General features: G+C 66.2%; 17 protein-coding genes. 11 read left to right on the top strand and 6 right to left on the bottom strand.

Annotated features, from left to right (window positions below):
* Positions 1-22: 22 nt before the first annotated feature.
* Together V9L18_RS11995 and V9L18_RS11990 are read right to left on the bottom strand one after the other, a co-directional pair.
* Positions 23-1,432 carry an aldehyde dehydrogenase family protein gene (locus V9L18_RS11995; RefSeq protein WP_337347399.1) on the bottom strand — a complete coding sequence of 470 codons (1,410 nt, stop codon included), beginning with the start codon at positions 1,430-1,432 and terminating at the stop codon, positions 23-25.
* 144 nt (positions 1,433-1,576) lie between these two features.
* Positions 1,577-2,164: a TetR/AcrR family transcriptional regulator gene (locus tag V9L18_RS11990; RefSeq protein ID WP_337347398.1), complete on the bottom strand. Its 588-nt coding sequence runs from the start codon at positions 2,162-2,164 to the stop codon at positions 1,577-1,579.
* A 181-nt stretch (positions 2,165-2,345) separates the two neighbouring features.
* Here V9L18_RS11990 and V9L18_RS11985 point away from each other — a divergent pair, with 181 nt between their 5' ends.
* From V9L18_RS11985 to V9L18_RS11975, 3 genes are all read left to right on the top strand, one after another.
* Positions 2,346-2,690: a cupin domain-containing protein gene (locus tag V9L18_RS11985; RefSeq protein ID WP_337347397.1), complete on the top strand. Its 345-nt coding sequence runs from the start codon at positions 2,346-2,348 to the stop codon at positions 2,688-2,690.
* A gap of 9 nt (positions 2,691-2,699) precedes the next feature.
* The gene (locus V9L18_RS11980; RefSeq protein ID WP_337347396.1) at positions 2,700-4,016 is read left to right on the top strand and encodes a flavin monoamine oxidase family protein; all 1,317 of its coding nucleotides are present in this window, start codon (positions 2,700-2,702) and stop codon (positions 4,014-4,016) included.
* 146 nt (positions 4,017-4,162) lie between these two features.
* On the top strand, positions 4,163-5,641 hold the full coding sequence (locus V9L18_RS11975) for an APC family permease (protein WP_337347395.1): 1,479 nt from the start codon (positions 4,163-4,165) through the stop codon (positions 5,639-5,641).
* 120 nt (positions 5,642-5,761) lie between these two features.
* Here V9L18_RS11975 and V9L18_RS11970 read toward each other — a convergent pair whose 3' ends face one another.
* The 3 genes from V9L18_RS11970 to V9L18_RS11960 all read right to left on the bottom strand — a co-directional run bounded on the left by V9L18_RS11970 (position 5,762) and on the right by V9L18_RS11960 (position 8,638).
* Positions 5,762-6,718, bottom strand: coding sequence for a helix-turn-helix domain-containing protein (locus V9L18_RS11970; protein ID WP_337347394.1), 957 nt, complete (start codon positions 6,716-6,718; stop codon positions 5,762-5,764).
* Between the two features lie 153 nt (positions 6,719-6,871).
* On the bottom strand, positions 6,872-7,969 hold the full coding sequence (locus V9L18_RS11965; protein ID WP_337347393.1) for a D-TA family PLP-dependent enzyme: 1,098 nt from the start codon (positions 7,967-7,969) through the stop codon (positions 6,872-6,874).
* 78 nt (positions 7,970-8,047) lie between these two features.
* On the bottom strand, positions 8,048-8,638 hold the full coding sequence (locus V9L18_RS11960; protein ID WP_337347392.1) for a TetR/AcrR family transcriptional regulator: 591 nt from the start codon (positions 8,636-8,638) through the stop codon (positions 8,048-8,050).
* 121 nt (positions 8,639-8,759) lie between these two features.
* Between V9L18_RS11960 and V9L18_RS11955 the strand changes: the two genes are divergently transcribed.
* The 8 genes from V9L18_RS11955 (at position 8,760) to V9L18_RS11920 (ending at position 18,444) form a co-directional block, all read left to right on the top strand.
* Positions 8,760-10,796: a primary-amine oxidase gene (locus tag V9L18_RS11955; protein WP_337347391.1), complete on the top strand. Its 2,037-nt coding sequence runs from the start codon at positions 8,760-8,762 to the stop codon at positions 10,794-10,796.
* A gap of 9 nt (positions 10,797-10,805) precedes the next feature.
* Positions 10,806-11,270, top strand: coding sequence for a hypothetical protein (locus V9L18_RS11950; protein ID WP_337347390.1), 465 nt, complete (start codon positions 10,806-10,808; stop codon positions 11,268-11,270).
* 200 nt (positions 11,271-11,470) lie between these two features.
* Positions 11,471-12,847: a type III glutamate--ammonia ligase gene (glnT, locus tag V9L18_RS11945; RefSeq protein ID WP_337347389.1), complete on the top strand. Its 1,377-nt coding sequence runs from the start codon at positions 11,471-11,473 to the stop codon at positions 12,845-12,847.
* Between the two features lie 42 nt (positions 12,848-12,889).
* The gene (locus V9L18_RS11940) at positions 12,890-13,798 is read left to right on the top strand and encodes a glutamine amidotransferase (protein ID WP_337347388.1); all 909 of its coding nucleotides are present in this window, start codon (positions 12,890-12,892) and stop codon (positions 13,796-13,798) included.
* Positions 13,786-14,526, top strand: a complete 741-nt coding sequence (locus V9L18_RS11935) for a protein glxC (RefSeq protein WP_337347387.1) — start codon at positions 13,786-13,788, stop codon at positions 14,524-14,526. The genes V9L18_RS11940 and V9L18_RS11935 overlap by 13 nt, the downstream gene beginning before the upstream one ends.
* Before the next feature lie 9 nt (positions 14,527-14,535).
* Positions 14,536-15,897, top strand: coding sequence for an FMN-binding glutamate synthase family protein (locus V9L18_RS11930; protein ID WP_337347386.1), 1,362 nt, complete (start codon positions 14,536-14,538; stop codon positions 15,895-15,897).
* 9 nt (positions 15,898-15,906) lie between these two features.
* Entirely contained in the window at positions 15,907-17,076 is a 1,170-nt protein-coding gene (locus tag V9L18_RS11925; RefSeq protein ID WP_337347385.1) for an FAD-dependent oxidoreductase, read from the top strand.
* A 72-nt stretch (positions 17,077-17,148) separates the two neighbouring features.
* Positions 17,149-18,444, top strand: a complete 1,296-nt coding sequence (locus V9L18_RS11920) for an allantoate amidohydrolase (protein WP_337347501.1) — start codon at positions 17,149-17,151, stop codon at positions 18,442-18,444.
* 18 nt (positions 18,445-18,462) lie between these two features.
* On the opposite strand, the gene V9L18_RS11915 is transcribed toward V9L18_RS11920, so the two are convergent.
* Positions 18,463-19,023 (bottom strand): dihydrofolate reductase family protein, encoded by a 561-nt coding sequence (locus V9L18_RS11915; protein WP_337347384.1) that lies wholly within the window; start codon positions 19,021-19,023, stop codon positions 18,463-18,465.
* Positions 19,024-19,050: the final 27 nt, after the last annotated feature.

The raw sequence follows: 19,050 nt of genomic DNA, 5'->3' as shown, positions 1-19,050 counted from the left end.
GAACTGAGCTGGATTTTTCGGGTCAGCCGTTGATGGCCTGGGGGATACCGAGGGCTTTGAGGCCTTCGACGCCGAATTCCAGGCCGTAGCCGGACTGCTTGGCTCCGCCGAAGGGGACGCGGGGGTCCACGGCGCCGTGTTTGTTGATCCAGACGGTGCCGGCTTCGAGGCGGGCAGCGACCTTGCGCGCTTCGGCGAGGTTGGGGGACCAGACGGAGGCGCCGAGCCCGACGTCGAGCCCGTTGGCCATGGCCACCACCTCGTCCACGGTGCTGTAGCGGATGATCGGAAGGGCGGGGCCGAACTGCTCCTCGGCCACCAGGGGGTTGTTGTTGTCGATGTCGGCCACGAGGGTAGTGGGGTAGAAGTGGCCGGGCTGGTCCTTCTCGGGGTTTCCGCCGAGCAGGATCCGGGCGCCGGAGTCGCGGGCGGCTTCCACGAGGGCGGCCACGACGTCGTACTGGGCCCGGTTTTGCAGCGGGCCCAGGACGTTGTTTTCGTCCAGTCCGACTCCCATGGGCATGGCGGCAGCGACCTTGGTGAGTTCGTCGCAGACGGCGTCGTAGATGTCGTCGTGGACGTAGAGGCGCTTGAGCGCGGCGCAGGTCTGGCCGGTGTTGATGAAGGCGCCCCAGAACAGGCCTTCGGCGATGGTGGCGGGGTCGGCGTCGGGCAGGACGATGCCGGCGTCGTTGCCGCCGAGTTCGAGGGTGAGCCGCTTGATGGTGTCGGCTGAGGATTTGATGATCTGCCGGCCGGCGGAGGTGGAGCCGGTGAACATGATCTTCCCGACGGCGGGGTGTTCGGCCAGGCGGGCGCCTACCTCGCGGTCGCCGGAGACGGCGTTGAGCAGGCCTTCGGGAAGTTCTTCGTTGATGACCTTGATCAGTGCCAGGACGGACAGCGGGGTCATCTCGGAGGGTTTGACCACCACGGAGTTGCCCATCCTCAGGGCGGGGGCGATCTGCCAGACGGTGATCATCATGGGCCAGTTCCACGGGCCGATGGCGCCGACGACGCCGATGGGCCGGTAATGCAGTTCGGCATGCGTTTCGCCGTCGTCCACCACAGTTTCGGGTTTCAGGGGGATGGTGGCGGCGGCTCGGAGCCAGGCGGCGCAGGCGCCCACTTCGAACCGTGCGTTGGGACCATTGAGGGGTTTGCCCTGCTCGCGGGAGAGCAGCCGGGCGAGTTCCTCGGCGGAGCGTTCGACGGCGTCGGCGGCTTTGAGGAGCGCGGCGGACCGGGCGTCGTGGCCCAGCGCAGCCCAAGCCGGCTGGGCTGCCCTGGCGGCGGCAACGGCATTCTCAAGGTCTGCAATGGTGTGGACCGGGGCGTGGCCGACGACGGTGCCGGTGGCAGGGTCAATGATGGTCCGGGTATCGCCGGACTCCGGGGTGATCGAGGCCAGCAGGGCGTCGTAAGTTTCCATGGGTTACTCCACTTCGAGTAGGCAATGCGCACTGGCCTGCGTGGCCTGGGGCTATGCCTCGAGTCTGCCCTGCCGCCCTCGGGCCGTCTTGTGTATCCGCGAACGGCGGTTGACGCGAGGCGAACAGATGCCCCGGGGGTCCTGTCAGTGTTGCGGACCGGTCCGCAGGAGCAGCACTTCGTGGACTTCATCGAGGGACGCCGCGATGAGGGCCCGGTCCACACCTGCCAGATATTGGAGTACGAGGCCGTCAAGGGCTGCAAACAGCGTGCGTGCCACCACCTGCACGTTTTCGGTCACCCCGGAGGCCCTGAGTCCGTCGGCCAGGGCGCTGACGTAGTTCTGGTACAGGCCCGTGACCGCTTGAGCCAGCTCGGGCCGCCGCCGGGACTCGAGGATCATCTCGTATTGGAAGACCTGCAGCTCAGGCTCGGCCAGCAGCAGCTCCAGGAGCGAATCCGTGAAGGAATGGCCCGCGGCTGCGGCTTCCCGCAGCTGGGAGGCGTTGATGGACTGGTCGGCCGCCCAGTCCAGGGCCGCAGCGATCAGGGCATCGCGGGAGCCGAAGTGGTGGGCCACCAGTGTGTTGTTCACGCCAGCGGCTTCCGCCACCGATCGGTACGTGAGCCCACGTAGCCCCTTGGTTGCCACCACGCCGATCGCGGCCCGGAGGAGGGCTTCCTTGCCGGTCCCGTACTTGGAGGGGGCGGCGGGAGCGGCTGGCGTTTTCATATGCCGAGTCTAGCCAGTGCTGCCAGCTTCCCGGCAGCGCCTCTTGACTTAAACTAAGCAACTGCTTAGATTCATCTTAGTGGTGATGCGGGTCACTTCGTTGACGTTCCGCACCACTGCCTCACCCCGAAACCCTCACCCGCCCGGCTCAGCTGCCGGTGCCCCTCACCCAGGAGCCATCGTGTCAGAAACCCCTGCTTTCACTACTTCCTCAGCCCTTGACGCGAACAAGAATGAACCCTTCGAACTCGGTCAGGTCCAATGGGTCCGCCGGTTTGGCGAGGGCGACCGCCCCGCCGTCGCCTGCGGATATTGGCACGTCACCCCGCTGGAGGCGCCGGAGCCTTTTGACCTCCTGATCGACGCCGACGAGACGATTTCAATCGTGGAAGGGCACCTCCGGATCGAGGTGGAGGGCGGCGACACGTATGACCTCACCGCCGGAGGCGCAGCCTCCTTCAATAAGGGCGCCCGGACAAGGTGGGAAGTGATGGCGCCCACCGTCGAATTCTTTGTCTACTCCTAAGGGCCGGCAATGGACAACGAACTGCACGACGTTGTGGTGGTCGGGGCCGGCTTCGCGGGACTCACAGCAGCACGTGAGCTCAGGAGGCAGGGCCTGTCCGTCCGTATCGTGGAGGCCCGCGACCGCATTGGGGGACGGACCTGGCTGGACCGCCGGCTGGGGCGCGACCTGGAAATCGGCGGCACCTGGGTGCACTGGACCCAGCCCTACGTCTGGGCCGAACTGAAGCGCTACGGCCTGGACACGACGCCCAGCCCCGAGCCGGAGCGCGCGATCTGGTGGGCAGACGGCCGCCGCCACGAGGGCAGCCCGGACGAGTTGCTCGGGCTCATCGGCGGAATGAACGGGGAGTTTGTCCAGGACTCCCGGAAGTATTTCCCGGAGCCTTTCCGCCCACTGTCCCGCGACGACTTCAAAGCCATCGACCACGTGTCCGTCCAGGACCGCATTCGGGAGCAGTTCCCCGCCGGTACGCAGCGCGACCTCCTGGAATCCTTTTGGGCCCTGAACTTCAACGGTCCGCTGGAAAACGCGGCGCTGACCCAGGCCCTCCGCTGGGTTGCCCTGACCAATGGCGACTGGGCCGTGAACTTCGAGGCCTGCGCCACCTACAAAGTCGTGGGCGGCACCGCAGCGCTGGCCGCGGCGATCCTCGCGGACTCAGGTGCCGGCGTCGAACATGGTTTCACGGTGGACCGCATCCACGACGTCGGCACCTCCGTGAGCGTCTACAGCACCGACGGGCGGAGCGTCAGTGCGCGGACGGCAATAGTCACCGTGCCCCTGCACGCGATGCACGCGGTGAGCTTCGAGCCGCCCCTGTCCGCAGCCAAGAACGAAGGACTCAGCCTCGGCCAGGTGTCCAAGGGGGCCAAGGTCTGGATCAGGCTGAAGGGAAACCACCCGCCGTTTGTTGCCCTTGGCGGCGCCGACTGGCCCCTGAATTTCTTCCAGGCTGAATACGGTATCGACGGCGACACCATCGTGGTGGGATTCGGTCCGGACGCCGCAAACATCGACTCGGAAGACCCGGCTGCCGTCCAGGAACAGCTTCGGCGACTTGTCCCGGATGCTGAAGTGGTAGGCGTGGCCGGCCACAACTGGGTGGACGATCCGCTGTCCGGTGAAACCTGGCCCATGCACGCCACCGGATTTCTGTCCCGGCATCTGCACGCCATGCAGGAGGCCCACGGCGCTGTCCTCTTCGCCGGATCAGACATCGCCAACGGGTGGGGCGGATTCATCGACGGCGCTATCGAGAGCGGCATGGAGGCAGCCCTCACCGCCGCCGCAATCCTGCGGGAACGTGAAACCCGGCCCGTGTAGCCCTGGGCGTCACTGCACTCACGCACAACAACTGATCGCTACAGGACAAGGCGCAGGCCGGGTCCGCTGCGATGCTGGATTCATCGGCGCCTGCCCCCTCGCGCAGCGTCCCTTCCCCAGAGCTCATGACCGTTAAGAAGGATCCAATGAGTATTTCGAATTCCGAGTCCCGGACCACTGAAGCCGCTCCGCGCACGGAGCACTCGACCGCCCTCCGCGCCGGCAGCATCGGCGTCATGGGCATCCTGTTCTTTGTCCTCTCCGCCCAGGCGCCCCTTACCGGGATCGTCGGCGCTTCGCCGCTCGCGGCCGCACTCGGCAATGGCGCCGGTGCCCCGGGTGCCTACCTGATTGTCGGCATTGTGATTGTGGTTTTCGCGGTCGGTTTCGTGGCGATGAGCCGCAAAATCCAGGCGAACGGCGCCTTCTACGCCTACGTCACCGCAGCCTTCGGGCGCAAGGTCGGTGCCGGTGCTGCATGGCTGGCGCTGCTGGCGTACAGCACGGTGCAGGCCGCCATGTACGGACTCTACGGCGCCGCCTTCTCCGGCCTGCTGGCGTCTGTGGGTGTCGGTATTCCCTGGTGGCTGCTGGCCCTCGTGACGATGGCCGGTGTCCAGGTGCTTGGTTCCCTGAACATCGAACTTGGCGCCCGGGTCCTGGCCCTCCTGGTGGGGTTGGAAGTGGCAGTCCTGCTGATGTTCGGCTTCACCGTCCTGTTCCGCGGCGGCGGTCCCGAAGGCCTCAGCCTGGCAGCCTCCTTCTCGCCCGAGGCCATCGCCTCCGGCGCTCCAGGGGTGGCCATTATGTTCGCAGTGGCATCAATGTTCGGCTTCGAGTCCACGGCCATCTATTCCGCCGAGGCTAAGGACGCCCACAAGACGGTGGCCCGGGCAACGTACCTGTCCGTCGGCGTTATTGCCGTCTTCTTCTCCTTCATCTCCTGGATGCTGGTCAGCTACTACGGTCCGTCTCAGGTTATCGACGCCGCCGGCGCTGCCCTGGAATCCGGCGACTCCACCGCTTTTGTGCTCACGCCCATGGTGGAGTTGTTCGGCCCCTGGGCAGGAATCACCACGGGCATCCTGCTGGTCACGTCCCTGCTGGCCGGGATCATCGCTTTCCACAATGGCATCAACCGCTACCTCCATTCGCTGGCGCTCCGCGGTTCCCTGCCCGCGATCGTTGCCCGGACCAACCGGCACCGCGCACCCGCCGCGGCCGCGTGGATCCAGACCACCACCGCCGTCGTACTCGTGGCGCCCTTCGCGCTGCTGGCGCTGGACCCGGTCCTGACCCTGTTCTCGTGGTTCAGCGGGCTGGCCGTCGCGGCACTCCTGGTGCTCTACATGCTCTGCTCCATCGCCGTCGTCGGCTTCTTCCGCCGCGAACGGGTCAACGGGCAGCTTTGGCAGACACTCCTGGCGCCGCTGCTGGCGTCCGTGTTGCTGGCGTGGGTCCTGTACCTCGTGCTCAGCAACTTCACGTCGCTGATCGGCGGGAGCGCAGAAACCGCTGTTGCCCTGCTGGTGGCGGTTCCGGTGGTGTTCGCGGCCGGTGTGCTGGTGGAAGCCCGCGTTGAGCGCCGCCGCGGGACCGCCGCCCTGGGGCACAGGGTCGTTTGAGGCGCCGCCTCACATCAGCAGCAGCCTCCGGCGAGGACTGGGGAGCGCAAAGGCCCGGCGCGGAATCAATCCGCGCCGGGCCTCCGCGTGCTGTTCAGGCACTCTGTCCAGGTACTCTGTTCAGGCGCCGCGGCGCCAGTCGCTGGGGGAAACGCCGAAGGCGTCGCGGAAAATGCGGCTGAAATGCGCTGCGTCGAGGAACCCCCAGCGGGCAGCAACAGTGCCCACGGACTTCCCGGCATGCAGCGGATCCCGCAGTTCGCGGCGCGTGCCGTCCAGCCTTTGGCTCCTGATCCAGCTGGCCACAGTGGTCCCCGACTCATGGAAGACGTTGTGCAGGTGCCGCGTGGAGATGAAATGTGCCGCGGCAATGCTCGCCGGGGACAGCTGGGGATCCGACAGGTTGGCCTCGATGTATTCGCGTACCGACACGGCCAGGAGCGCCTGCGGCTTCATCCGGTCCGGCGCGATATCCATTTCGGCGTGCAGCATGGTGGACACAAGGTCCAGGGCGTTCGTGGCCAGCCGCGAGCCGCTGGGGCCGCTTAGGACCTCAAGGTTCTCGGACAGCTGCCGGATGAACTGCCCCACGATCCCGCTCAGTCCGGTGCTGCCGGCCATCCGGACTGCCGCGAGCTGGCCCACGTAATCCGTGGGCAGCGAGAGGGCGTCGCACGGGAACATCACTACCATCATCCGCGCCTCGTCCTCGAAGGCGAGGGTGTATGGGCGGTTGGTGTCGTAGATGGCCAGGTCGCCTGGGCGGAGCAGGGCTTCGCGGTTGTCCTGGATCAGCAGTCCCGTGCCCTCCAACTGGAGGTTGAGCTTGAAGTAGCGTTCGCCGGCCTGCGCAATCAGGGCAGGCGTGCGGTGGACCTCGTGGGAGGTTGCCGAGACTTCGACGACGGACATCCGGTCCAGCACACGGGCGCGCATCTGCCCACGGAACCCCTCAACGTCTGCTGTCCGGGCCGCGAGCGGCACGAAGGACTCTGCCACGAGGTGTTTCCAGTGGTCGAACGTCTCCGCAACGCTGGACGTGAGGTTCTGGCTGGCGGGCTGGACTGCTGCTGGCATGGATGTTCCTGACGACGGATGGCCGCAAACGTGGGTTCCCCGATGGCTGTGTCCTGGAACACAGTCCCATCAGATTAACGCCGGAGGTGGTCTTTTTTCAACAGTGGGCGAAAAAAGATTTCCTTTTATGGGGCGCCGGCGTCCAGTGACTGTCTAGTTGTTCTTGCCTCTTGCAGCGACGGTCCAGCGGTCAATCAGGACGCCGTTGCTGGTCACCGCGACGTCGTCCACCAGGTTGATCGCCAGGCAGACGTGGTTGGGGACAATGCGCAGCCGCTCACCGAGGGGCGGGCGGGTCCCGCTTTCGGGCCACTCAACCGTGGCATGGTGCTCCGAAAGGGCGGTGATCCGGGCATCCGGATGGTCGATCAGGCGGCCGAAGCCGGTGGCCCAGGCTGGCCGGTCGCTCCCCAGGATCTTGGTGCCGGCGTCGATGATGAAACGCGCGGCGGCATCCGGGGCGGTCACATGGTGGCTCACCACGGTGGCTGCGACCGTCAGCGCAATATCCTCAACGGCGCAGCGTCCGAGTTCCAGCTGCTGCGCGTCGCCGAAGACGTAGACGCCGGGGCGCACTTCGGTTGCCGCGGATCCCCCGGTCAGGAGCGCCGTAGGGGTGGAACCTCCACTGCGGCGAGTCGCTTCGAAGCCCGCCGCCGCCAGGGATGCCGCGGCCAAGCGCAGCGCCTCTTGTTCCTGCACGGCTGCCTCCGCCGGCATCCCGGGGGCGTAGCTGTGGCCCGGGAACGTGAAAACCCCCGCAACCTGCAGCCCGGCCCGCGATGCGGCTTCTGCAACCGGGGCAGCGGCCTCCGGACTGACGCCGCTGCGATGGTGGCCGCTGTCGATTTCCACCAACACGCTGACGCTCCCGGCCGCTTCGCCGAGGCCGGCTCCCAGCATGGTTGCCCCCGCCGCGGAGTCCACTCCCACGGCGATGGTTGCCGTTGACGCCAGGCGCCGGAGCCGGTCGGCCTTTTGTGGCGAGATCCAGAGGGGGTAGGCGATGAAAATGTCGCCGACCCCTGCCGCGGCGAACACTTCCGCTTCGCCGATGGTTGCCACCGTCAGGCCTGCTGCTCCGGCGTCCAACTGGCGGGCGGCGATCTCGATGATCTTATGCGTCTTGGCGTGAGGGCGGAGGGCGAGGCCCTTCCCGCGGACAGCCGCCGCCATCCGGGCGATGTTCCTCTCGAGGATGTCGATGTCGATCATGATGTCTGGTGTGTCGATCTCAGGGGGAATCGTCATGGCAGAGCTCTCCTGGCTGGGGTCCGGGTTGTGCCGGGCGGGCTGGTTTTGGGATGGGCGGATTTTGGCTGGGCTCAGCTATCCGGCCAGCAGGGCCAGATAGCCCTCAAGCTGGTCGGCGAGCCCCGGATCGGCGCCGGGGTTGGTGGCCAGAGCTGCCCCGATCTGTGCGCCCAGCAGCATGTTCAGGAGCTGGCTCGCCAGCGTGGCGTCGTCGACGGCGGAGCGGACGTCCCCCGCATCACGCGCCTCCGCGAGGTACTGCCGGATGGCTGCAAGCCACTCCTCCATGGACTGCCGGTGGATCTCGGCTTTCTGCGGATCGTTGATCGCCTTCTGCCAGAACGGGATGACGATCCGGGCTTCATTGACCCGCTCGTCGTCCAGCGGGAGTACCTCCAGGCAGAATGCCCGCAGTGCCGGGAGCCCGGTTCTGCCTTCGGTCACTTCGGCGATGCGCTGGTTGGTCCTGTTGAAGACGTGCCCGAACGCGAACTCCAGGAGGGTGTCCTTCGTAGGGAAATAGGGTTTGAGTGCCCCGTTCGCGAAGCCTGCCTCCAGGGCGATCTCCCGCATGGTGGCGCCTTCAATGCCCAGCCGGGCGATGATCCGCCACGTGGCATCCACCAGTTCCAGCCGGCGCTCGTCATGGTCAACAATCTTTGGCACGGCTGCCGCTCCCCGGAAATATTTCGCTCAGACTCTTGTGAGCCATCTTACGGACGCTTATTCTCTACAACTATAGAAAATAAAAATTCCGACCAGCCACGGTCCCGGACAAAGGTCACCCATGACACTTGCAACAGCTGACACAGCTACCCCGTACCGCCTGGCATCGGACGGCGAAATCACCGATGTCCAAGCCATCCTGCGGGCTGCCGGCCACCTGGGTCCGGAGAAGCGTATCGCCTACCTGGGCCTGCTGGATCCCGCCCGGGGGACTACCGCCGTCGCCAACCGCAACGCCGGGACGCACGACGGCGGTGCTGCCGCCGCCAGTACCGCCGCCGTCGGGAGCCCCACCGAGGACCGCAGGTTCCGGATCTTCATCCACGACATCACCGGCGGTGCGCCGACGGATGCGGTGGTCTCCGTGACCCGGCAGGAAGTGGTGTCCGCCGTCGAACTGGACACTGCCGTCACCGGCGAGCTTCCCGTCCTTGAAGAGGAATTCGAAGTGGTGGAGGCGCTACTGGCAACAGACGACCGCTGGTTGAAGGCTCTCTCAGAGCGGGGGCTCGACGTCAGCAAAGTCCGGGTTGCCCCGCTGTCGGCCGGTGTCTTCGAGTACCCGGAGGAGAAGGGCCGCCGCATCCTTCGTGGCCTGGCGTTTGTCCAGGACTTCCCGGAGGACAGTGCCTGGGCGCACCCCGTGGATGGGCTCGTGGCGTATGTTGACGTGGTCAACAAGGAGGTCACCCGGGTGCTGGATCTCGGAGCCATGCCGGTCCCCACCGAGCACGGCAACTACACGGATCCCGAACTGACCGGCCCGCTCCGCACTACCCAAAAACCCATCAGCATCACCCAGCCCGAGGGTCCCAGTTTCACAGTCACCGGCGGCAACCATGTGGAATGGGAAAAGTGGAGCCTCGACGTCGGCTTCGACGTCCGCGAAGGCGTAGTGCTGCACAATATCGCGTTCCAGGACGGCGACCGGCTGAGGCCCATCATCAACCGGGCCTCTATTGCCGAGATGGTGGTTCCGTATGGCGATCCGTCGCCGATCCGATCCTGGCAGAACTACTTCGACACCGGCGAATACCTAGTCGGCCAGTACGCCAACTCCCTGGAGCTCGGCTGCGACTGCCTCGGCGACATCACCTACCTCAGCCCCGTCATTTCCGACTCCTTCGGCAACCCGCGTGAGATCCGCAACGGCATCTGCATGCACGAGGAGGACTGGGGCATCCTGGCCAAGCACAGCGATCTCTGGACCGGGATCAACTACACCCGGCGCAACCGCCGCCTCGTGATCTCGTTCTTCACCACCATCGGCAACTACGATTACGGCTTCTACTGGTACCTGTACCTGGACGGCACCATCGAATTCGAAGCCAAGGCCACCGGCGTCGTCTTCACCAGCGCGTTCCCCGAGGGCGGCTCGGACAACATTTCCCAACTGGCCCCGGGCCTGGGTGCGCCCTTCCATCAGCATCTTTTCAGTGCGCGGCTGGACATGGCCATTGACGGCTTCACCAACCGCGTGGAAGAAGAAGAAGTAGTCCGCCAGCCCCTGGGGGAGGGGAACGAGCGGGGCAACGCCTTCTCCCGCAAGCGGACGCTGCTCACCCGCGAATCGGAAGCGGTCCGTGAGGCCGATGCCCGGGCTGGCCGGACCTGGATCATCTCCAACCCCGAATCCCGCAACCGGCTCGGCGAACCCGTGGGCTATAAGCTCCACTCCCAAAACCAGCCCACGCTGCTGGCAGATCCGGATTCGTCCATTTCACGGCGCGCCGCCTTTGCCACCAAGGACCTCTGGGTCACCCGCTACGCCGACGACGAGCGCTACCCCACGGGCGACTTCGTCAACCAACACCCCGGCGGTGCCGGGCTTCCGGCGTACGTCGCCCAGGACCGCGAGATCGACGGCCAGGACATTGTCGTCTGGCACACCTTCGGGCTCACGCATTTCCCGCGCGTGGAGGATTGGCCGATCATGCCGGTGGACACGGTCGGCTTCAAGCTGCGGCCCGAAGGCTTCTTCGACCGCAGCCCCGTCTTGGACGTTCCCGCCAGCGCCGCCGGATCAGGCACGGCGGCCAGTTGCCACAGTGACGCTGGTGCCGGTTCCGGCACCAGCTCTGCCAGCTGCCACGGCTAGGTAAACCCGATGACCTTTACAGGACGGGCCCGCAGTCGCGGGCCCGTCCTGCATTCACGGTTCTGCGCCGCGGTGGTGGCAGGCTCCAGCGCCGCGCACGTTTGGCTTGCCGTCCAAAACCAGCACGGACCATGGTTGAGCATGCTCATGCTGGCGCTAGCAACTGTCTGCCTGCCGTGCGCCCTGCATATCTGGCGGCACGGTCGGGTGGCTGCGCTGCGCAGGGTCATGGTGTGTGCCGGATCCATGGGTGCTGTCCATGGACTGCTGCTGGTGGGCAGCGGAACCGCAGGTCACGCGCATGCTGGAGTGCCGCCGTCGAACATTACGGCGTCCAGCATTACGGGCGTCAGCAGCGCCGGCGGACTCTTGCTGGTCATAGCCCTGGAACTTACGACGGCCTTGCTTGCCGCAACCCTGGTCGCCCGCCTCAGGTCCACCCACCCCCCAAGCCCACCCCACCCAACTAAGTAGCAGCAGATGTCGTTTTGAGCGCTCATAACGACATCTGCTGCTACTTAGTTGGGAGGGTGTGGCCGGAGACGGGTCTGAGTAAGCGGTCCTCGACGAAACGTGCTTTTAACATTCCCGTCCGACGCCTGTAATGCCGGTTTGGCTACTGTGATTCAACAAGGTTTACTAGTAGCTAACACCAACCGGACAGGAATGTTTCGATGACAAGTGTCGCAACCCCTGCTGTATCCGCTTCGCCCCTTACTGACAGAATTTCCCTGGCGGACATCGCCCGCGCGCACGATGTCCGTTTCATCCTTGCCACCTTCGTGGATATGACCGGCAAGCCCTGCGCGAAGCTGGTTCCCGTGGAAGCGGCCGACGAACTGGAAGCCGGGGCCATGGGCTTCGCCGGCTACGCGGCAGGGCTCATCGGCCAGAAACCGCAGGACGCGGACCTCATCGCCGTCCCGGACCTTGACTCCTTCACCCCGGTCCCCTTCATCAAGGAGGGCCTGGCCATCGTCCACTGCGATCCGCACGTCAACGGCCAGCCTTGGCCGTACGCGCCGCGGGTCATCCTGAAGAACACCCTCGCCCGCCTGGCCGAGCAGGGCATGCAGGCAAAAATTGGCGCCGAAGTTGAGTACTTCCTGGTCCACAAGAACGACGACGGGACGCTGAGTACCGCGGACGCGCGCGACGATTCCCCCCGCCCCTGCTACGACGCCCGCGGCGTCACACGGATGTATGACCACCTCACCTCCATCTCCGAGGCGATGAACTCGCTGGGCTGGGGCAACTACGCCAACGACCACGAGGACGCAGCGGGCCAGTTCGAGCAGAACTTCAACTACGCGGATGCGCTCACCACCGCGGACCGGGTAGTCAGCCTCCGCTACATCCTCAATATCCTGGCGGAGCAGCGTGGAATGACCGCCACGTTCATGCCCAAGCCCTTCACGGACCGGACTGGAACGGGCCTGCACTTCCACCTGTCCCTGTGGTCCGGCGTCGAGGCGCTGTTCCCCGGCAATGACGGTCAAACGGACGACGGCGGCCGCGGCCTTGGGCTGTCAGCGCTCGCTTACTCATTCATCGCCGGCATCCTGGAACATGCGCCTGCACTGCAGGCCTTCCTGGCGCCGACGGTGAATTCGTACAAGCGCTCGGGTGCCACCACCAGTTCATCCGGTGCCACCTGGTCGCCGCGGAAGGCCTCGTTCGGCGGTAACGACCGCACCCACATGATCCGCGTCCCGGACAACAAGCGGATCGAACTGCGCTCGGGCGACGGCTCGGCCAACCCCTACCTCGCCATCGCCACTGCGATCTCGGCAGGCCTGGACGGAGTGGAAAAGGCTGCCGATCCGGGCATGCCGTCCGGTCCCGGAGAGTCCAAGCCCGATGCCCACTTGCTGCCGGCCACGCTGCTCCACGCCGTGGAAGCCCTGCGCCGCGACCCGGTGATCCTCGCCAGCCTCAGCGGCGACGCCGAGATCGGAAAGTACTACGCGGATGCCAAGGAGGAGGAATTCCTCACCTGGCACAACCAGGTCAGCGACTGGGAAATCCGCACGTATTTGACTTCCATCTGACCGCGTTCGATCTGAGAAACCCTAGTAAGTAAAGGACACACCATGTGTGGAATTGCCGCGCTGCAGCTGCGCAACCCCTTGCTGCACCCCCGGATGGGCAGCCTCCTGTCCTCCATGATGTGCCAGATCGTGGACCGCGGCCCGGACTCCGCCGGCCTGGCCGTTTACAACACCCCCGGCCTGGTCTCGGAAGGGACCTCAACCCTGAGCCTCCTCGGCAAGGACCAGGGCTTGCCCGTCGCGGAGATCCAGCTTGCCTTGGACGGAATGCTCCCGTCCGACGCGGCCGCCTCTGTCCGCGTCGTGGGCGACACCACCCTCGTGAGCGCCGCCGTCGGGACCGACCTGCTGGTGAAGGCAGTCAGCGAAACCCTCCCGGAGGCAACCATCATCGGCCGTGGCGAGCACGTTGCCGTGATGAAGAGCGTTGGCCACCCCATGGATATCGCCGCCGAGCACGGACTGGAAGCGATGGCCGGAAGCCAAGGACTGTCCCACACCCGAATGGCCACCGAGTCCGCGGTGACGGCCGGGGGATCACACCCCTTCTCCGTGGCTGACGATCTCTGCCTGGTGCACAACGGCTCCTTCTCCAACCACGCCACCATCCGCCGGGGCCTCTTGCGCGAAGGTGTGGTGTTCGACTCCGACAACGACACCGAGGTGGGCGCCCGCTATGTCGCCTCCCGCCTGCAGCAGGGCGACACCCTCGAAGAAGCGCTGGTGAACCTGGGCAAGGTCTTCGACGGTTTCTACACCCTGGTGGTCACCACCGCTGACAGCATGGCCATAGTCCGGGACCCCATCGCCTGCAAGCCCGCCATCATCGCCGAAACGGACGACTACGTAGCTATGGCCTCCGAATACCGTGCCCTGGCAAGCCTGCCCGGCATCGAGAGCGCCCGCATCTTTGAACCGGAACCCGGAAAGGTCTACACATGGACACTCTGACAGCCCCCGAAGCCAGCATCGAAGCAACCGTCAGCACGAACGGAGTCCTGGACTCTTTCAGTGTCGATCTCACCGGCAGCCCGGTACGGGAACTCAACCAGGCCCTGCACAACGCTGTTGAAGGGCAGTCCTGGACCGTCACCAGCCCCGGTGGCAAGCACAGCCTCGCCGTCGGCATCGATGCGGACGTGACGGTGACCATCGAAGGCCACGCCGGCTACTACGCCGCCGGGATGCACCAAAAAGGGGAGGTGACCATCAACGGCAACGCCGGCGTGGGACTCGCCGAGAACATCATGTCCGGCAGGGTCCATGTGAAGGGCGACGCGTCCCAGTCAGCGGCAGCCACCGGCCATGGCGGTTTGGTGGTCATCGACGGGAACGCGGGCGCACGCTGCGGAATCTCGATGAAGGGCGTGGACATCGTGGTGGGCGGCAACATCGGCCACATGTCCGCGTTTATGGCCCAGGCAGGGCGCCTCGTGGTGTGCGGCGACGCCGGCGATGCCCTGGGCGACTCCATCTATGAGGCCCGGATCTACGTCAAGGGCACGGTGGCATCGCTCGGCGCGGACTGCATCGAGAAGCCACTGCGAGAGGAGCACCTGGCCGAACTCGGCGAACTGCTGGCCGCAGCCGGTCGCACCGACAACCCGGCCGACTTCAAGCGCTACGGCTCAGCCCGGAACCTCTACCACTTCCACGTCGACAACTCGACGTCGTACTAGGAGCCCACCATGACCATCACCTCAGTACCGGTCCCCACCCAGAACGTTCCCACCCAGAACCTCGCTGAACTCGGCCTCCGCGAATCAGCCACTTTCGACCGGGCAACCATCGCGGACATCCAGCGGGCCGCGGCCACCGGCGTCTACGACATCCGCGGCTGGGGCGCCAAGCGCAAGGTCCCGCACTTCGATGACCTGCTCTTTCTCGGCGCCTCCATGTCCCGCTACCCGCTGGAGGGCTACCGCGAAAAGTGCGATACCGACGTCGTCCTCGGCGACCGGCACGCATCCCGGCCGCTGCACCTGCAGACCCCGGTGACCATCGCCGGGATGAGCTTCGGCGCCCTGTCCGCCAACGCCAAAGAGGCACTGGGCCGCGGCGCTTCGGAGGTGGGCACTTCCACCACCACGGGCGACGGCGGCATGACCCCTGAGGAGCGCGGCCAGTCCAGGCACCTCGTGTACCAATACCTCCCGTCCCGCTACGGCATGAATCCCGATGACCTCCGCAAGGCTGATGCGATCGAAATCGTGCTGGGCCAGGGCGCCAAGCCTGGCGGCGGCGGCATGCTCCTGGGCCAGAAAATCACCGAACGCGTGGCCGGCATGCGCACCCTTCCGGTGGGCATCGACCAGCGCTCGGCCAGCCGGCACCCGGATTGGACCGGCCCGGACGACCTCGAGATCAAGATCGGCGAGTTGCGTGAAATCACAGACTGGAAGACGCCCATCTACGTCAAAATCGGCGCGTCCCGGCCCTACTACGACACCGCGCTCGCGGTAAAGTCCGGCGCCGACGTTGTGGTGGTGGACGGCATGCAGGGCGGTACCGCCGCAACGCAGCAGGTGTTCATCGAAAACGTCGGCATCCCCACCCTCGCCGCCATCCCGCAGGCCGTCCAGGCACTCCAGGAACTCGGCGTCCACCGTAAAGTCCAGTTGATCGTGTCCGGCGGCATCCGGACCGGGGCCGACGTCGCAAAAGCCATGGCACTGGGTGCGGACGCCGTGGCGATCGGCACCGCGGCGCTGATCGCCTTGGGTGACAACGATCCGCGCTATGCCGCCGAGTATGCCGCCATCGGTTCCGCCGCCGGCTTCTACGACGACTTCCAGGACGGCCGAGATCCCGCCGGCATCACCACCCAGGACCCGGAACTCGCCTCCCGGCTGGACCCGGTGGCTGCGGGCAAGCGGCTGGCCAACTATCTGCGCGTCCTCACCATGGAGGCCCAGACCATCGCCCGGGCCTGCGGAAAGTCGCACCTGCACAACCTCGAACCCGAGGACCTCGTGGCGCTGACCATCGAGGCCTCGGCTATGGCCCGCGTCCCGCTGGCCGGCACCAGCTGGATCCCCGGCGCGGGTTAGGGATGCTCCATGCCTGATTCTTCTGACTATGTAGTGGTGGGCGCCGGCCTGGCCGGCGCCGCCACCGCCTGGCAGCTCGCGGCCCGCGGGCACCAGGTCACCATCCTGGAACGCAACGTCCCGGCAAGCCACGACGCCAGTTCGCACGGGTCCGCCCGGATCTTCCGTTACGCCTACCCGGACCCCTTCTATACCCGGGCGGTGCAGGAAGCCAAGGCGCTGTGGGACGGCCTTGCCGTGGACAGCGGCTCGCAACTGATCACTCCCTCCGGGGCTGCCGACTTCGGTTCCGAACGCAATCCGCGGCTGCTCGCCGGTGTGTTGGCGCAGGCAGGAATTGAGCACGAGCTGCTGAGTGCGGAGGAAGCCATGGGCCGCTGGCCGCAGATCGCCTTCGACACCGAGGTGCTCTGGCACCCGGCTGCGGGAGTGATCGACGCCGAGACCGCCGTCAACGCCATGGTGGAGTTGGCGGTCAGGCACGGCGCCCGGCTGCTGACGGGATGGCCGCTGCAAGGGCTGGACAGGGCCGCTGCCGGCTACCGGCTACGTTCGGCAACAGGAAAAACGTTCGACGCCGGAAACGTGGTGATCAGCGCGGGCGGCTGGCTGCCCGGGCTGCTGGGGGAGTTGTCGCTTCCCTCAGGCTTCCTGGCCGGACTTCCCCAGATCACCGTGCGGCAGGAGCAGGCATTCCACTTCCGCTACAGGGATCACGACGGCGGACCCGGCTCTGTTGCCGACGTCGGCACTTCCTGGCCCACGTTCATCCACAAGAGGGCGGACATCCAGGTTTATGGCCTTCCCGGCGGCCGGGACGCAGGCTTTGCCGGCCAGAAGGTCGCCGAATACAACGGGGGACGGCTCCTCCCCAGCGCAGCCGAACAGACCGGTGAAGTGGACCCCGCCAACCGCGGTCGCGTGGTCGACTACGTCCGCCGCTTCCTGCCCGGCCTGGTTCCGGAGCCGTACGCCGAAACCACCTGCCTGTTCACGAATACGCCCAACGAGGACTTCATCGTCGACCGCGTCAACAACGTCACCATCCTCTCGCCGTGCTCCGGGCACGGGGCAAAGTTTGCGCCATTAGTCGGCCAATGGGCGGCTGACCTTGCCACCGGTGACGCGAACGTGCCGCTGCGCTTCCGGACGGCGACGGCGGCGGTCAGCTCCCGCTGATCCCACCCCAGCACTCAACTCGAGAAACGGACCCCCGTGACTGCCCCCATCTCTTCTTTCACCCCCTCAGCGATGGCACTGCCATCCCGGACCCTGCCGCGGCCAGCCGCTGCAACTTCTGTCCAGGCAGAGCCGTCCGCGGCAACGGTGAGCGGCCTGCTCAGGGATATCGCCGACGTCGGCCGCGACAGGGCCCGCGGAGGCTACTCCCGGCCGGTGTTCTCCAACGCCGAGACTGAGCTGCGGAGCTGGTTCATTGCCGAGGCCGGGCGCCGCGGGCTGGACGTCCACACGGACCACAACGGCATCATCTGGGCGTGGTGGGACACCGCCGCCGGCACTCGGCGAAACGCCGTAGTCACCGGAAGCCACCTCGACTCTGTCCCGGGCGGCGGTGAGTACGACGGACCGCTGGGGGTCGCCTCGGCGCTGGTCGCCGTCGACCTTCTCAAGGCGCGCGGACTGCGGCCCCGACGCCCGCTTGCCATTGCCGTGTTCCCCGAAGAGGAAGGATCACGCTTTGGCGTGGCCTGCCTGGGGTCGCGGTTGCTGACCGGCGAACTGGATCCGGACAAGGCCCGCCGCCTGAAAGACCCGGACGGGAACACGTATGCCGACGTCGCCGCCGCCAACGGGCAGGACCCGCGGCTCATCGGTGCCGACTACAAGACCCTTCAGCAGCTGGGCGTGTTTGTGGAGCTGCACGTTGAACAGGGGCGGGGCCTGATCGACCTGAACCAGCCTGTGGCGATCGGTTCATCCATCCTTGGCCACGGGCGGTGGAAGCTGACGGTCACCGGTGAGGGCAACCACGCGGGCACCACCCTCATGAAAGACCGTAAGGACCCCATGATTGCCGCCGCGAAAGTCATCGTGGGCATCCGCGACACCGCCCGGAAGTACCGTGACGCGCGGGCCACCGTGGGGCGGATCCAGCCCGTCCCGGGCGGAACCAACGTCATCGCCTCGCGTGTGGACCTGTGGATCGACGTCAGGCATCCGGACGACTCCATCACCGCGGCCCTCGTGGAAGCCATCGGACTCAACGCCCAGGTGATGGCCGCCGAGGAAGGCTGCACCGCCAGCCTCACCGTGGAGTCACTGAGCCCCACGGCGCATTTCGATACATCGCTGCGGGACCGGCTGAAGGAGCTTCTGCCGGCCGCGCCCGTCCTGGACACTGGAGCAGGGCACGACGCCGGCGTCCTTAGCTCGCAGATTCCCACCGCCATGCTGTTCATCCGCAACCCCACCGGGGTATCGCACTCCCCTGATGAGTTGGTGCAGGACTGGGACGCCGAGGCCGGTGCCGTGGCGCTCGCGGACTCGCTGGCCGGGTTGCTGGGGGAAGCACGCGCCGTCGGATAGTGGTTGTCCTGCCCGCCCTTAGTGCCTGACGCGGTACGTCATCAGCACGCAGCCGCCGTCGATGGTGCGCGATTCTGACAGCTCAAGGGCAATGCGGCGTGCCTGGGGCTTGAAGAAGGGGACACCGGAGCCCAGCAGCACCGGATGGACATTGAGGCTGACCTCGTCGATTGCGCCAGCTTCGAAGAGCGAGCCGGCGAGGTCACCGCCGCCCATCAGGCAGATGCCCTTGCCGGGCTGCTCTTTGAGCCGGTTGACGAAGCCGCCGGCGTCGGAAGAGACGAGCTCCAGCCCTTGCGGCGCGTCCGTCAACGTGCGGGAGAAAAGGTACGTGGTCATGGGTGGGGTGCCGCTCAGGTCCGGGGTGGCCTCGTTGCCCTTGGTGTCCTCGGCGCTAAAATCCTGGCCGGCCGAGAACTCCCAGGTCTTTCGGCCCATCAGGACGGTATCCACGGTGGACCAGTACTGGCCCATTACCTCTTCGACGTCTGAGCTGAAGTGCAGCCAGTCGATAGCACCGTCGCTGCCGGCGATGAAGCCATCGAGGCTGCACGCCGCACCGTAGGTCACGGTCCGCATTGGTCTTCCCTTCACTTCCATGCCCCC

Source organism: Pseudarthrobacter sp. CCNWLW217, assembly GCF_037203985.1.
Classification (GTDB): domain Bacteria; phylum Actinomycetota; class Actinomycetes; order Actinomycetales; family Micrococcaceae; genus Arthrobacter.
Note: the sequence above shows the minus strand (reverse complement) of the source record. Positions and strands in the feature narration are given on the sequence as shown.